This window comes from Rummeliibacillus pycnus, assembly GCF_050459865.1.
Taxonomy (GTDB): Bacteria; Bacillota; Bacilli; order Bacillales_A; family Planococcaceae; genus Rummeliibacillus; species Rummeliibacillus pycnus_B.
Genome location: NZ_JBCMNM010000031.1, coordinates 32,245 through 45,922, shown reverse-complemented (window position 1 = coordinate 45,922; position 13,678 = coordinate 32,245). Strand labels below are relative to the sequence as shown.

General features: G+C 36.5%; 16 protein-coding genes. 15 read left to right on the top strand and 1 reads right to left on the bottom strand.

Annotated features, from left to right (window positions below):
- The first annotated feature begins 42 nt into the window (after positions 1-42).
- The 14 genes from atpG (at position 43) to ABE048_RS08275 (ending at position 12,000) form a co-directional block, all read left to right on the top strand.
- Positions 43-903 (top strand): ATP synthase F1 subunit gamma, encoded by an 861-nt coding sequence (atpG, locus tag ABE048_RS08340; RefSeq protein WP_430310531.1) that lies wholly within the window; start codon positions 43-45, stop codon positions 901-903.
- Positions 904-953: 50 nt separating this feature from the next.
- A complete protein-coding gene (atpD, locus tag ABE048_RS08335; protein WP_430310530.1) occupies positions 954-2,369 on the top strand; it encodes a F0F1 ATP synthase subunit beta in 1,416 nt (471 codons plus the stop codon).
- 24 nt (positions 2,370-2,393) lie between these two features.
- Positions 2,394-2,798: a F0F1 ATP synthase subunit epsilon gene (locus tag ABE048_RS08330; RefSeq protein ID WP_430310528.1), complete on the top strand. Its 405-nt coding sequence runs from the start codon at positions 2,394-2,396 to the stop codon at positions 2,796-2,798.
- A gap of 73 nt (positions 2,799-2,871) precedes the next feature.
- A complete protein-coding gene (locus tag ABE048_RS08325; RefSeq protein WP_430310526.1) occupies positions 2,872-3,117 on the top strand; it encodes a DUF1146 family protein in 246 nt (81 codons plus the stop codon).
- Positions 3,118-3,602: 485 nt separating this feature from the next.
- A complete protein-coding gene (gene murA / locus ABE048_RS08320; protein WP_430310525.1) occupies positions 3,603-4,901 on the top strand; it encodes a UDP-N-acetylglucosamine 1-carboxyvinyltransferase in 1,299 nt (432 codons plus the stop codon).
- Between the two features lie 254 nt (positions 4,902-5,155).
- The gene (gene spoIID, locus ABE048_RS08315) at positions 5,156-6,169 is read left to right on the top strand and encodes a stage II sporulation protein D (RefSeq protein ID WP_430310523.1); all 1,014 of its coding nucleotides are present in this window, start codon (positions 5,156-5,158) and stop codon (positions 6,167-6,169) included.
- A gap of 10 nt (positions 6,170-6,179) precedes the next feature.
- Positions 6,180-6,842: a peptidoglycan DD-metalloendopeptidase family protein gene (locus ABE048_RS08310; protein WP_430310521.1), complete on the top strand. Its 663-nt coding sequence runs from the start codon at positions 6,180-6,182 to the stop codon at positions 6,840-6,842.
- An 84-nt stretch (positions 6,843-6,926) separates the two neighbouring features.
- Positions 6,927-7,208, top strand: coding sequence for a sporulation transcriptional regulator SpoIIID (locus ABE048_RS08305; RefSeq protein ID WP_430310520.1), 282 nt, complete (start codon positions 6,927-6,929; stop codon positions 7,206-7,208).
- A gap of 257 nt (positions 7,209-7,465) precedes the next feature.
- Positions 7,466-8,464, top strand: coding sequence for a rod shape-determining protein (locus ABE048_RS08300; protein ID WP_430310518.1), 999 nt, complete (start codon positions 7,466-7,468; stop codon positions 8,462-8,464).
- A gap of 254 nt (positions 8,465-8,718) precedes the next feature.
- Complete coding sequence (locus ABE048_RS08295) at positions 8,719-9,558, top strand: flagellar hook-basal body protein (RefSeq protein ID WP_430310517.1); 840 nt, start codon at positions 8,719-8,721, stop codon at positions 9,556-9,558.
- 101 nt (positions 9,559-9,659) lie between these two features.
- Positions 9,660-10,499 (top strand): flagellar hook-basal body protein, encoded by an 840-nt coding sequence (locus tag ABE048_RS08290; RefSeq protein WP_430310516.1) that lies wholly within the window; start codon positions 9,660-9,662, stop codon positions 10,497-10,499.
- Positions 10,500-10,526: 27 nt separating this feature from the next.
- A complete protein-coding gene (locus ABE048_RS08285) occupies positions 10,527-10,826 on the top strand; it encodes a DNA-directed RNA polymerase subunit beta (protein ID WP_430310515.1) in 300 nt (99 codons plus the stop codon).
- Between the two features lie 33 nt (positions 10,827-10,859).
- Positions 10,860-11,306, top strand: coding sequence for a 3-hydroxyacyl-ACP dehydratase FabZ (gene fabZ / locus ABE048_RS08280; RefSeq protein ID WP_430310513.1), 447 nt, complete (start codon positions 10,860-10,862; stop codon positions 11,304-11,306).
- A gap of 310 nt (positions 11,307-11,616) precedes the next feature.
- Positions 11,617-12,000, top strand: coding sequence for a hypothetical protein (locus ABE048_RS08275; protein WP_430310512.1), 384 nt, complete (start codon positions 11,617-11,619; stop codon positions 11,998-12,000).
- Positions 12,001-12,094: 94 nt separating this feature from the next.
- Here ABE048_RS08275 and ABE048_RS08270 read toward each other — a convergent pair whose 3' ends face one another.
- A complete protein-coding gene (locus tag ABE048_RS08270; protein ID WP_430310510.1) occupies positions 12,095-12,529 on the bottom strand; it encodes a YwpF family protein in 435 nt (144 codons plus the stop codon).
- Between the two features lie 251 nt (positions 12,530-12,780).
- Here ABE048_RS08270 and ABE048_RS08265 point away from each other — a divergent pair, with 251 nt between their 5' ends.
- The gene (locus ABE048_RS08265) at positions 12,781-13,218 is read left to right on the top strand and encodes a single-stranded DNA-binding protein (RefSeq protein WP_430310509.1); all 438 of its coding nucleotides are present in this window, start codon (positions 12,781-12,783) and stop codon (positions 13,216-13,218) included.
- Positions 13,219-13,678 lie beyond the last annotated feature (460 nt).

The following is a 13,678-nucleotide window of genomic DNA, read 5'->3' as shown; positions in this document are numbered from 1 at the left end:
ACTGTGAATATTAAAATAAAACGGTAAGGTGGTGAAATACCAGTGGCATCATTACGCGAAGTAAAACAACGTATTAAATCTACAACTAGTACAAGTAAAATTACGAACGCAATGCAGCTCGTGTCATCTTCGAAAATGGCACGTGCCGAAGCAAATGCTAAAGCATACGTTCCATATATGAATAAAATTCAAGATGTTGTTGCAGCAATTGCAGCAGGTACACCAGATGGTTCACATCCAATGTTAATCTCTCGTCCTGTGAAAAAATCTGCTTACTTAGTCATCGCTTCAGATCGTGGTTTAGCAGGGGCATACAACTCAAATGTTATTCGTAAAGCACTTGATGGAATGGAAAGCCGCAATCAATCAAAAGATGACGTTGTTATTTTTGCAGTTGGTCGTGTTGTAAGTAATTTCTTTAAAAAACAAGGCTTTAACGTAGTTGATGAAGAAATTGGTCTTCCTGACCAACCTTCTTTTGCAGATATAAAACAAATTGCTCGTAAAGCTGTTGGTATGTTCACGGACGGTACTTATGATGAACTTTATATGTACTACAGTCACTTTATCAGTGCAATTACTAACGAACCAACGGAGAAAAAAGTACTTCCAATTACGGATATTACTCCAACAAGCGCTACAACTGCTTCTTATGAATTTGAGCCATCTGGCGAAGCAATTCTAGAAGTATTGTTACCACAATATGCGGAAAGCTTGGTTTATGGTGCGTTACTAGATGGTAAAGCGAGTGAACATGCTGCACGTATGACAGCAATGAAGAGCGCTACAGACAACGCTCATGATTTAATTAATGACTTAACAATTCTGTATAACCGTGCACGTCAAGCGGCTATTACACAGGAAATTACTGAAATTGTTGGTGGAGCTGCGGCCTTAGAATAGGCCCCTCCCTTACCTTTTTGTAATTAGTTTGATAGGAGGGAAATACAAGTATGAACACAGGACACGTTCTTCAAGTAATGGGTCCAGTTGTCGACGTACAATTCGATAACAACACATTACCAGACATTAATAACGCGCTAACTGTAGAAATCAAACGTCCTAATGAAGAAACTGCTATTCTTACTTTAGAAGTAGCTCTTCACTTAGGCGATAACGCTGTTCGTACCATTGCAATGTCATCTACAGATGGCTTACAACGTGGCTCAGTAGTAACTGACAAAGGTGCTGCAATTTCAGTACCAGTTGGTGAAGTAACATTAGGTCGTGTATTCAACGTATTAGGTGAAACAATCGACTTAGCAGATCCAATCCCAGCAGAAGCTCGCCGTGATCCAATTCACCGTGAAGCTCCTACATTCGAAGAACTTTCAACAAATGTTGAAGTACTTGAAACAGGTATTAAAGTAGTAGACTTATTAGCACCATACATCAAAGGTGGTAAAGTCGGACTATTCGGTGGTGCCGGTGTAGGTAAAACCGTTTTAATCCAAGAATTAATCAACAACATTGCTCAAGGACACGGTGGTATTTCCGTATTCTCTGGTGTAGGTGAACGTACTCGTGAAGGTAACGACCTATTCTATGAAATGAGCGATTCAGGCGTTATTGCTAAAACAGCAATGGTATTCGGTCAAATGAATGAGCCACCAGGTGCTCGTATGCGTGTAGCATTATCTGGTCTTACAATGGCTGAATACTTCCGTGATGAAATGGGACAAGACGTTCTATTATTCATCGATAACATTTTCCGTTTCACTCAAGCAGGTTCTGAAGTATCTGCGTTACTAGGTCGTATGCCTTCTGCCGTAGGTTACCAACCAACACTTGCTACTGAAATGGGTAAATTACAAGAACGTATTACTTCAACAAACAAAGGTTCTGTAACATCTATCCAAGCAGTTTATGTACCAGCCGATGACTACACTGACCCGGCTCCAGCTACAACATTCGCTCACTTAGATGCTACAACAAACCTTGAACGTAAACTTTCTGAAATGGGTATCTACCCAGCGGTTGACCCATTGGCTTCAACTTCTCGTGCTTTATCACCTGAAATCGTTGGTAAAGAACACTATGAAGTTGCTCGTAAAGTACAATCTACATTACAACGCTACAATGAATTACAAGATATCATCGCTATCTTAGGTATGGATGAATTATCTGATGAAGATAAATTAACTGTAAACCGTGCACGTCGTGTACAATTCTATTTATCACAAAACTTCCACGTTGCTGAACAATTTACTGGTCAAAAAGGTTCTTATGTTCACGTAAAAGATACAGTTCGTGGATTTAAAGAAATTCTTGAAGGTAAATACGATAAATTACCAGAAGATGCATTCCGTCTTGTAGGTGTTATTGAAGAAGTTGTTGCGAAAGCAAAAGATATGGGCGTAGAACTTTAATACTAGGGACTTGGAGGAAAAAATATGAAGACGACTGTAGTCAACATTGTCACTCCCGACGGCCCAGTATACGATTCAGAAGTTAGCATGGTTATTGTGAAAACTGTAACTGGTGAAATGGGTATTCTGCCTGGACATATTCCAACAGTTGCTCCATTAGCAGTTAGTGCTGTTCGTCTTAAAAAAGACAATAACACTGAAGTTGTAGCAGTAAGCGGTGGCTTTGTTGAGATCCGTCCCGATAAAGTTACAATCTTAACTCCTTCTGCCGAAATTGCCGATCATATCGACATGATTCGTGCAAAAGAAGCTGTTAAACGTGCTGAACAACGACTTCAAAGTAAGCAAGATGACATTGATTTCAAACGTGCAGAACTATCTTTAAAACGCGCGATGAATCGTATCAACGTTAAAGAGGGTAACATCTAAGTAATAGATTAATTTTAAAGCGAGCAGAATTATATTTCTGCTCGCTTTTTTAAAGGTGAAAGTGGGTGAAAATATGGATTCAGTATCATCCTTAATCGGTCAACATGCACTAATTGGTATTTGCTCACATATTTTCTTTATTGGAATAACCTTTTATGCATTACAATCGTTGATGTATGAAAAAGTTTTTAAGAAAAATCATGTTTTTCAAGTTCAACTGCTATTTATTTTGTTAAGCATTGCCATCGGATCAACTGTGTCGAATTTCTTTATTGCTATTTCAACTTGGTCAAGACAATTACCATTTTTATTTAATTAAATGTATTCTGTATGCAAAAGAAATAATGGCACAAACTTATTGTACAAACGTTAGTTTTTGTTCTGTACTTAGGAACGATTTATATTACAATAGAGATATGTGTGTTTTATGTGGTTTTTCATTACGTTGCATTATTTAAACGTATTTCATTATTCTTTTTGCATATAGAGTACCCATTACCCAGGAAATAATTTGTTGAAACTTGTTTAATTTCCTCAATTCATGGGTAACTGTCAAGTCGAATAGAAATGGAAAATTTATAACACATTTCTAGCATTTTGACGTAATATAGTATTACTATAGTTATTTATTCGTAGAAAACTAAAATAGTGTTATCGGTTCTTGTCAACATCATGAAAAAAAGGTATTATGTAAGTTGCTTTGTTACTAATTATTGGTATTGAATAAATACATGAATTTTATGGACTGAAATATAAAAAGTATAAAAAAAGATTTTATTTAGATTAAGTTCGGAGGGACATATTGTGGAGAAAATTGTTGTAAAAGGCGGCAAGGTTTTACACGGAAATGTAAAAGTAGAAGGAGCAAAAAATGCAGTTCTACCAGTTCTTGCAGCAGCATTATTAGCATCTGAAGGAAAAAATATAATAAAAAACGTGCCGAACTTGGCAGATGTATATACAATTGATGAGGTTTTAAAAAGTTTAAATGTACAATTAACATTCTCTCCTGAAGAAAATGTTGTAGAAATTGATGCATCAGCACAACTATCATCTGAAGCTCAATTTGAATATGTACGTAAAATGCGTGCATCCATTCTAGTTATGGGACCTCTATTAGCACGAAATGGTTATGCACGTGTTGCTATGCCAGGTGGTTGTGCAATAGGTTCGCGACCAATTGATCAACATTTAAAAGGTTTCGAGTTAATGGGAGCGAAAATTTCTACAGGACATGGGTATGTAGAAGCATCAACTGAAGGTCGATTAAAAGGTGCAAAAATTTATCTAGATTTTCCTAGTGTAGGTGCTACAGAAAACATTCTTACTGGAGCTGCGCTTGCAGAAGGTACGACAATTATCGAAAATGCAGCTAAAGAGCCTGAAATCGTGGATTTAGCAAACTTCATCAATGAAATGGGCGGCAAAGTCGTAGGGGCTGGAACAGATACCATTCGTGTTGAAGGTGTTGAGAGATTATATGGCACAACACACTCAATTATTCCTGATCGTATTGAAGCAGGCACATTTATGGTTGCTGCTGCAATTACGGGTGGAGATGTTTTAATTGAAAATGCTGTACCTGAACATATGACAGCTCTAATCGCAAAAATGCGTGAAATGGGCGTTGAGATCGAAGAAGAAAATGCAGGTCTTCGTGTTCGTTCAACTCATCCTTTAAAGGCTGTAGATGTTAAAACAATGCCACATCCTGGATTCCCAACAGATATGCAATCTCAAATGATGTCTTTAATGCTTGTAGCTCAAGGAGCAAGTGTGATTACAGAGACTGTGTTTGAAAATCGTTTTATGCATGTAGAAGAATTCCGTCGTATGAATGCCAATGCGAAAATCGATGGACGTTCTGTAATTATTGATGGACCATGCAAATTGCAAGGAGCAGAAGTCGCTGCAACTGATTTACGTGCAGCAGCCGCATTAATTCTTGCAGGTTTAGTGGCTGAGGGAATTACGCGTGTTTCAGAACTTCATCATCTAGACAGAGGATATGTCGAGTTCCATAAAAAACTTGCTGCTTTAGGCGCTAATATCGAACGAATCTCTACTGAAGATGTATTCGAAAAAGAACTTCAAACGAACTAAATATAATCTTCCATGTTTATTACAACTCTAACCCATTACATACCTTATGTATGTAGTGGGTTTTTATTTACAAAAATTTAAAAAAAACTTCAGTACTTAACATTCACTTTTTAACCACTTCTCACTAAATTGTATGAACACCCCAACCAAAAGAATAGAACAAGATTTTGATCCTTTATCTCAAAATCTAAACTTTTACAAAATGGCCTGTTTAAATTAATCATAAACATTTCTTACCACACATATTCATAAATATGAAAAAAATACATCTATATATTCTACTTATTATTGTCGCTCTATTCATATTGCCAACATTTGTAACGAAGTACAAGGAAACAAAAGAAATTCCTACTGCTACTGCAGGTACCACAGCAAAACAGACAAATGAAACAAAAACAATGGATGAAGAATGTAACATCCAAATATCAATTCAAGGAGAAAATAAAAAATACTCGCTTGAAGAGTATCTAGTAGGGGTTGTCGCAGCTGAAATGCCCGTATCCTTCGATTTAGAAGCTCTTAAGGCACAAGCTATTGCTTCACGGACTTTCGCTTTAAAACGCACGAATTTTGGAGAAAATGCCATAGAACCAAATGTCTCGGCCCAAGCCTTTGCGGATGAAGAACAACGAAGAAAAGACTGGGGTACCAATTTTAACAAAAACGAAAAAAAAATCCGTAAAGCTGTACAAGCAACAAAAGGACAAGTATTGGTTTACAAAGATGAACTCATCACAGCCATGTTCTTTTCAACAAGTAATGGACAAACTGAAAGTGCAAAAAGCTATGGCGGACAATCAATCCCATATCTACAATCTGTCTCCGTTCCATCAAATGAAAAAGAATCACCAAGATATCATACAAACTATAACTTTACGCTTCAACAATGGAATATTGCCTTCAATCAACAATGGACAGAAACACAAATTCAAAATGTTAAAATCTATCGTAATGATTCAGGCCGGGTAGAAACAATTAAAAAAGGAGACTTTAAATGGTCAGGTAGAGAAGTGCGTGAAAAACTTCAACTAGCATCTACAGACTTCACAATTAAATGGAATACTAAAAAGGAGATAGTACAAGTAAAAACAACAGGATATGGTCATGGTGTAGGGATGAGCCAGTACGGAGCAACAGCGCTCGCAGAAAAGGGGGCGAGTGCAAAAGAGATCTTACATCATTTCTATCAACAAATAAAAATAGAAAAACTAAAAAAATCTTCTTCTCTATGTTTAAACTCTCAAGCTATTGACAAGAATAGCAAATGAGGTGATGAAAATGAGAGAGGAAAATAAGATAAAACCTACTCCACAAAAATCAAATGTTACAAAACAACGCTGGTTTTGGCCAGTAATTTATGCAAGCTTTTCAATTCTTTTAGTTGCAGGTGTTTGGGGTTATACAGCAATGACTAATTCTCCTAATGAGACAAGTACTAGTAAATTAACAGCTACAAATGGTACAAACGGTCCTACTGTTGAAACAAACGCAACTGCTGAATCCTTGAAGTATCCATTTAAAGAAGCACTTTTAAAAGATGCAAAAGTAATACAGGACTACTACGATGTTGAAGCAAGCGAAGAAGCTAGAGAAGGTGCATTACTCGTATTCAACCAAACTTTCACTACAAGTGATGGTATTGCCATTGCAGTAAATAGTGAAAGCTTCGATGTTCTTGCTGCGCTTAGCGGTACGGTTGAAGAAGTAAAAAATGACCCATTTGTAGGTAACGAGATTACTATATCTCATGCAAATGGAATGACAACACAATACAGCTCTGTTGGTGAAATCACTGTTAAAAAAGGAGATAAAGTAGACCAAGGTCAAAAACTTGGAAAAGCGATCTCAAATGAATGGAATCCAACTGCTGGCACACATCTTTATTTTGAAGTAATGCAAGAAGGTAAGCATATTAATCCAAAAAGTTTACTTGCATTTTAGATAATTCTCGCGTCTAGGTTCTAAGCAAAAGGTTTTAGACATAAGGTGAAGAAACGTTCGTACCATTGTGGAAAGGAAGAGAATGTGCACGAACATATTCGCAATCGATGTCTAAAACTTGGTTTTATGCTTAAAGAATCGCAACAAACTGTGAGAGCCTTAGCTCAAAAGACTGGCTATTCTAAGAGTACCATTCATAAGGATCTCACTGAGAGGTTATCTCAAGTTAACGAGGAATTAGCGAAAGAGGTAAGTGAAATTTTAGCTTATCACAAATCCATCCGTCATATTCGAGGTGGAGAAGCAACACGCCAAAAATGGCTTACACGCAATTCAGAAAAAAAGACACCTTCGCATCTTGAATAGCGAAGGTGTCTTTTTCTATCTTTTATTTTAAAAGAATGCATAGAAAGATTGATAACACAAATACTTAGTATGACAAATCAAATAGTATGAATTGAAAATAGGAGAGAGTAGGGTGTGTAAAGTCTTAGTTAATAACCTAAATTACCTAGGAATGATCGAAATAATTAGATGTAATTAACTCATCGTTATGTTAAAATATTCTAGATACATATATATTTTTTTGATGATGATTGGAACATGAAGAAAGGGGAAACAACATGTTTTCAAAAGATATAGGAATCGATTTAGGAACAGCGAATGTACTAATCCATTTAAAAGGAAAAGGAATTGTATTAAACGAACCATCCGTTGTAGCAATCGATAAAAATACGAATAAGGTATTAGCTGTTGGAGAAGAAGCACGTAAAATGGTCGGAAGAACTCCAGGTAATATTGTTGCAATTCGTCCATTAAAAGATGGCGTTATCGCAGATTTCGATATAACAGAATCGATGCTTAGATATTTTATTAATAAATTAAACATTTCAGGTTTCATGTCGAAGCCACGCATTTTAATTTGTTGCCCTACAAATATTACAAGTGTTGAACAAAAAGCCATCCGTGAAGCCGCTGAAAAGTCAGGTGGACGTAATGTTTATTTGGAAGAAGAGCCAAAAGTAGCAGCAATTGGTGCAGGTATGGATATCTTCCAACCTAGCGGAAATATGGTTATTGATATCGGCGGTGGTACAACCGACGTTGCTGTTCTATCAATGGGCGATATTGTTACATCTGAATCCATTAAAGTAGCAGGGGATCTTTTTGATAATGATATCCTTCATTATATTAAAAAACAGTACAAGCTATTAATCGGCGAACGAACTGCAGAAAACATTAAAATGACAATTGGTACTGTATATCCACATGGCCGAGATGAAAAAATGGAAATTCGTGGTCGCGATTTAGTGACAGGATTACCAAGAACAATCGAGATTCACTCTGACGAAATCGAAAAAGCTTTACATGAATCTATCGCCTTAATCGTACAATCTGCAAAAAATGTGCTTGAAAAAACTCCACCAGAGCTATCAGCTGACATTATTGACCGTGGTGTAATGGTTACAGGCGGTGGTGCGTTATTACATGGTTTGGACCAATTACTAACAGAAGAACTAAGAGTACCTGTATTTGTTGCAGAAAATCCAATGAACTGTGTAGTAGAAGGAACTGGCATTATGCTAGAAAATATTGATAAAGCACCAAAACGTCTAAAATAATAACCGAAATAAAATATAGTGAAGGTGAATGCTCCAGTACTCCTGTCGAAAACTGGCAAACGAGGTCCCGTAGTGAAAGCTTTTTTGCGACGAGTAACGGCAGGGGAGGCACCGGAACGGATAAGTTTTTAAAATGATTCATGATTATTGAGCGAAAAGTTCATGAATTGTTTTATCGACTTTCTATTGTTTATAAAATACTAGAATCACTTTCTCAAAAACTAATTCCATATTTTATTGAAAGGGTGAAATCGATGTTTCGCGGATTTTATACAGTTGCTTCCGGCATGATTTCTCAACAGCGTCGTACAGAACTTTTATCAAATAATATTGCCAATGCAAATACACCAGGATATAAAGCAGATCAATCAACGATCCGCTCATTCCCAGAAATGCTTTTGTCACGTATTACAAAAAGTGGTCCTGCAAATGTTCAAAATGGTTTTGAAGGTAGTTCAGCAAATCAAATAGGAACACTTAGCACTGGTGTATACATGCAAGAAACATTACCTGACTTTACACAAGGTCAAATTACTGCAACAGAGCTACCTACTGATGTCGCTTTAGTAAATGGTAACTTACCGATTAATAAGGCAACAGGTAAACCAGGCGCTATCTTTTATCGTCTTCAAAATCCAACAGGTGGAGAAGCATACACTCGTAATGGGAACTTTACATTAGATGCAGCAGGTAACTTAGTGAATGCACAAGGATTTTATGTCCTCTCAGATCAAGGTAAAAAGATCACATTGCAGAACGATGATTTCCAAATAACAGAAGATGGATACATAATGGAAAACGGTCAACAAGTTGCACGTCTAGGCGTATCCTATTCAGCACAACCTGATACCTTAGCAAAACGTGATACTGGACTTTTTTATACAAGTAATGGACGAAACTTAACATCTGCTTACAATGTTAACAATGTCAGTTTCTCAACAAAACAAGGCTATATTGAACGTTCAAACGTTGATGCAGCTCGCACAATGACAGATATGATGACAGCTTACAGAGCCTTCGAGGCCAATCAAAAAATACTTCAAGCATACGACAGAAGTATGGAAAAAGCTGTTAATCAAGTTGGGAAAGTTTAGCTTTTCCTTATCTGTGAAGTACAATTCAAATTTTGGATGCCATTATGCCGAGGTTTAATAAATTCAGTAGGTATTTTTGGGATATTTAGGAGGTATACTAAATGCTAAGAACAATGATATCAGCTACAAATACAATGTCTCAACTTCAAGAACAATTGGATACCATTAGTAATAACATGGCAAATAGTAATACGCATGGCTTTAAAGCAAAAGAAACGAAGTTCAACGAATTACTATATCAACAATTTGAAAATGACAAACAAGACAAAGTAAAACGTCAGTCACCAGTTGGAATCCGCATTGGTGTTGGAGCTAGATTAGGACAAGCACAAACAAACTGGAAACAAGGTGGCATTCAACAGACAAATCGTGCCCTTGATTTTACATTTACAAAACCTAAACAGTATTTTAATATATTAATGCCAGATGGTAAGAATGGCACTAAAACGGTATATACTCGTCAAGGTGACTTCTACCTTTCACCTTTAAAAAATGGTAATGCAATGCTAGTGAATACAGATGGATATCCAGTTGCAGATGCCAATGGTAATGCTATTGTATTAAAAGATGATGCAAAAGACTTTTCTGTGACAGAAGACGGAATGCTAAATGTTAAGTATAATAATAATACAAGCGCTCAAATTGAAATCGGTGTTACTGAAGTAGAGAAACCACAACTAATGCAACATATTTCAGATACGTACATTGGTTTGCCTGATAATTTCAATCAACTTGGCGTCCCACGCGCTAATGTTTTGAAAGACTTAAAAGGTGTAGACAGAGCTCAAGTAGCTATGCAAAATGGTGGACTTGAAATGTCTAATGTGGATATTTCAAAAGAGATGACAGATCTTATTAGCACACAGCGTTCATATCAATTTAACGCAAGAACTATAACTTTAGCTGATCAAATGATGGGATTAGTTAATGAGATAAGATAAGCAATTAAAATTAGAGGAGAACAAGTAATGGCAAATAATACAACAGAACAGAGAACTGAAACGCCGACTCCACAGCCACTTACACGTAGAGAAGCAAAACAAAATAGAGAATTAGAAAATGATGCCGAAGGAAGAAAACAGAAATTTCCAGGTGCATTTTCAATCGGGTTCAGAATCATCGTTGTTGTTGTTTTACTTGTCATTGCAGCAATTGCGGGCTCAATGATTGGATTTGGCGTAATCGGTGATGGAAACCCACTTGGTGTTTTAAATCCAGCAACATGGAAGCATGTATTCGATATTATGAATGGAGTACAATCCAAATAGGCTTTCAATTTTTTTACAATAGGGGGATACAGTATGTTAACTGCAGATCAAATTCAACAAATTTTACCACATCGCTATCCATTTCTTTTAGTGGATCGTATTACAGAAGTAGAAGAAGGTAAACGAGCAGTAGGAATTAAAAACGTTTCTATTAACGAACCATTCTTCAATGGCCATTTTCCAGGCTATCCTGTAATGCCTGGCGTTCTAATTATTGAAGCAATGGCACAAGTAGGTGGAGTGGCACTACTTAAATCCGAAAAATTCCAAGGGCACCTAGCTTTTCTAACAGGTGTTGATAATGCTCGCTTTAAACGTCAAGTAATCCCTGGCGACCAACTTGAAATCGAAGTTGAATTCACAAAACTTCGTGGCGTAATGGGCAAAGGGCATGGAAGAGTAACAGTAGATGGCGAACTTGTCAGTGAAGCAGACATTTTATTTGCCATCGGACCAAAGTCAAAAGACGAAAACGAATAATATATATAAAGTAAATCGCTTCGGACATCATCGTTCGTAGCGATTTTTTTATAATATGATTATCGGCTTGTAAGGTATAGAATATTTACTTTCAAATAAAAGTCCAAAAATGAAGCAATAAATTGCACTCAATTTCGGAGTTGTTTTTCACGAAATCAACAATCCGTTTAATCCATTCTAGTTAGTATACCCAATTTGACTTAAATCATTTCAAAAATCAAAAGGATAGTTTCACTTTTTCCGCACATGCTACTTTTAAATCGCACACAGTGTGATGGTTAAATTAAAGGTGGAAGGAGGAAACAAAAAAATGTGGAAGCAGTCAGCTGCGATCATACTTTTTTCAGCACTTGTATTAGTTGGGTGTAATACCAATAAGGCAATTGAACCAACTCGTACTGAAACACCGATGGAGGACGTGAATAGAAACGTCAATACTGGTGTAACTGACGATGGTATTACAAATGATGGTGTTAATAATGCCGTTAACAATGGTGTTACGGATGTTGAAAGAGGTGTAAATAAAGGCATTAATGCTGTAGAACGTGGCGTAAACAATGCTACAGGAGCCGTTGAAGAAGGTATCAATAATATTACGCCAGGAACTACCAAACGAACAACTGATAACACTGTCACAGATAATACTGTAGGAAACGGATACGTTACTCCTCACAGCAGAGACGATAATAAATAAAAAAGTTCGACATATCCAAGTAGGATATGTCGAGCTTTTTATTTGTCCTGAACTTCAAGCACTAGAGGAGCAGGAATCGTATTCAAATAATACATTATGATTTATCTTTCAACCGAGGTCTTTCATGCATATCTGCTTTGAATTTTTCAATCAATGCATTACCAGTAAAGCCTTCTTCGACGAGCTTTAATAGTAATTGCTCAGCATATTGACGGCGAACAGAACTTAATGTGCCTTTTAATAAAACTGATACATGTTCCTTTTCTGGCATCTCTACAATTTGTTGCACAACAACTCGAAAGGGAGCAGGATCATTATCTGGATAAGAAATAACAGCACGTACATTTAATACCGTATCCGTACCTAAATAAGGAGCAAAATCTGATGCGTATTGTCGATCCATATACATTTCTAAAATCCAAGCTTTGTGGCTATTCTCTTGATTAATAATAATTCCATCAGTTAGTGGAAATGATTTCAATTCTTCATCTTTCAATAGTTCCAACGACAACATTTTAAATGTTTTCACTAAAATTTATCACCTATCTTTCGACGAATTTCGTACGGTAATTATAACATATAAAAAATCAGCTAAAAAAATATTTCGCATGAATTTTGGAAAATAAGGAAATGCATAATAACGCCAATCACCCAAATTTCAGCATTTTCAGGATTGAATTTTGTACATAAAAAAGGGCATAAAAACACTATTTCGCTATTTTGCACTAAAATTGCAATCCTATTATGATATGAATAATTCAAATGGGAGGAGGTGATGACTTGAATCAAGTTGCCCTTATAGGGAGAATTACAAAAGATCCCGAATTAAGACAACTATCGGAAGGGAGAGTACAAACTAATTTTGTTATTGCTATCAATCGAAACTTTAAAAATGTAAATGGGGAGATAGATACAGACTTTGTATCATGTTCTGTTTGGGGCAAACTCGCAACAAACGTGGTGAAATATTGTGGTAAAGGCTCATTAATTGGGGTTGGTGGCCGATTACAATCGAGATCCTATGAACGTGAAGATGGAAGACGAGTTTACATTGTTGAAGTAGTCGCTGACGAAGTACGTTTCTTAGCTCTAAAGGAACGCGAAGAAAAGGCAATCCAACAACAAGCGAATCAACAAGCAGTGTCGGGACAAACGCAAGCTGTGCCAGCAGGATTTGTACTACCAACAGAAGAAGCAGAAGGATTACCAATGGGTTAACTTTTTTCAGACAGCAAAAAACAAAAGAAGTGAAAGCCTCAGAAAGATATCACAGATTTTGAGTAATTTAAATTGTACAATTAAAACTCAAAATCCCGACGCAATTACACCTAAGTGTAATTGATGACAACAGTCCTATTGGAAAGACCGCACCAGTAGGTTTGATGAATTGATCCAAATAAAATCAACCAAACGATCATCCATTGGAACAATTCAAAATTACTGTATGAAGAACATAGTTCGTTATGTACAGTATACATAACGAATAAAGCAACTAAATAGTAAGGGTGTAAAAGAGAATAGTAGTTTTGTTGTTATGGGGACAATCAAAACGAAAGTTGGAAGTTGAAAAAGCGTTTAATAACTGTCTATGGGGAAGACAGCGGATGAAGTCATCATCGTATGGCTTTATCTGTACATATTGGTGACCATTTTATAGTGGCGCTTAAGAATCAAAAAA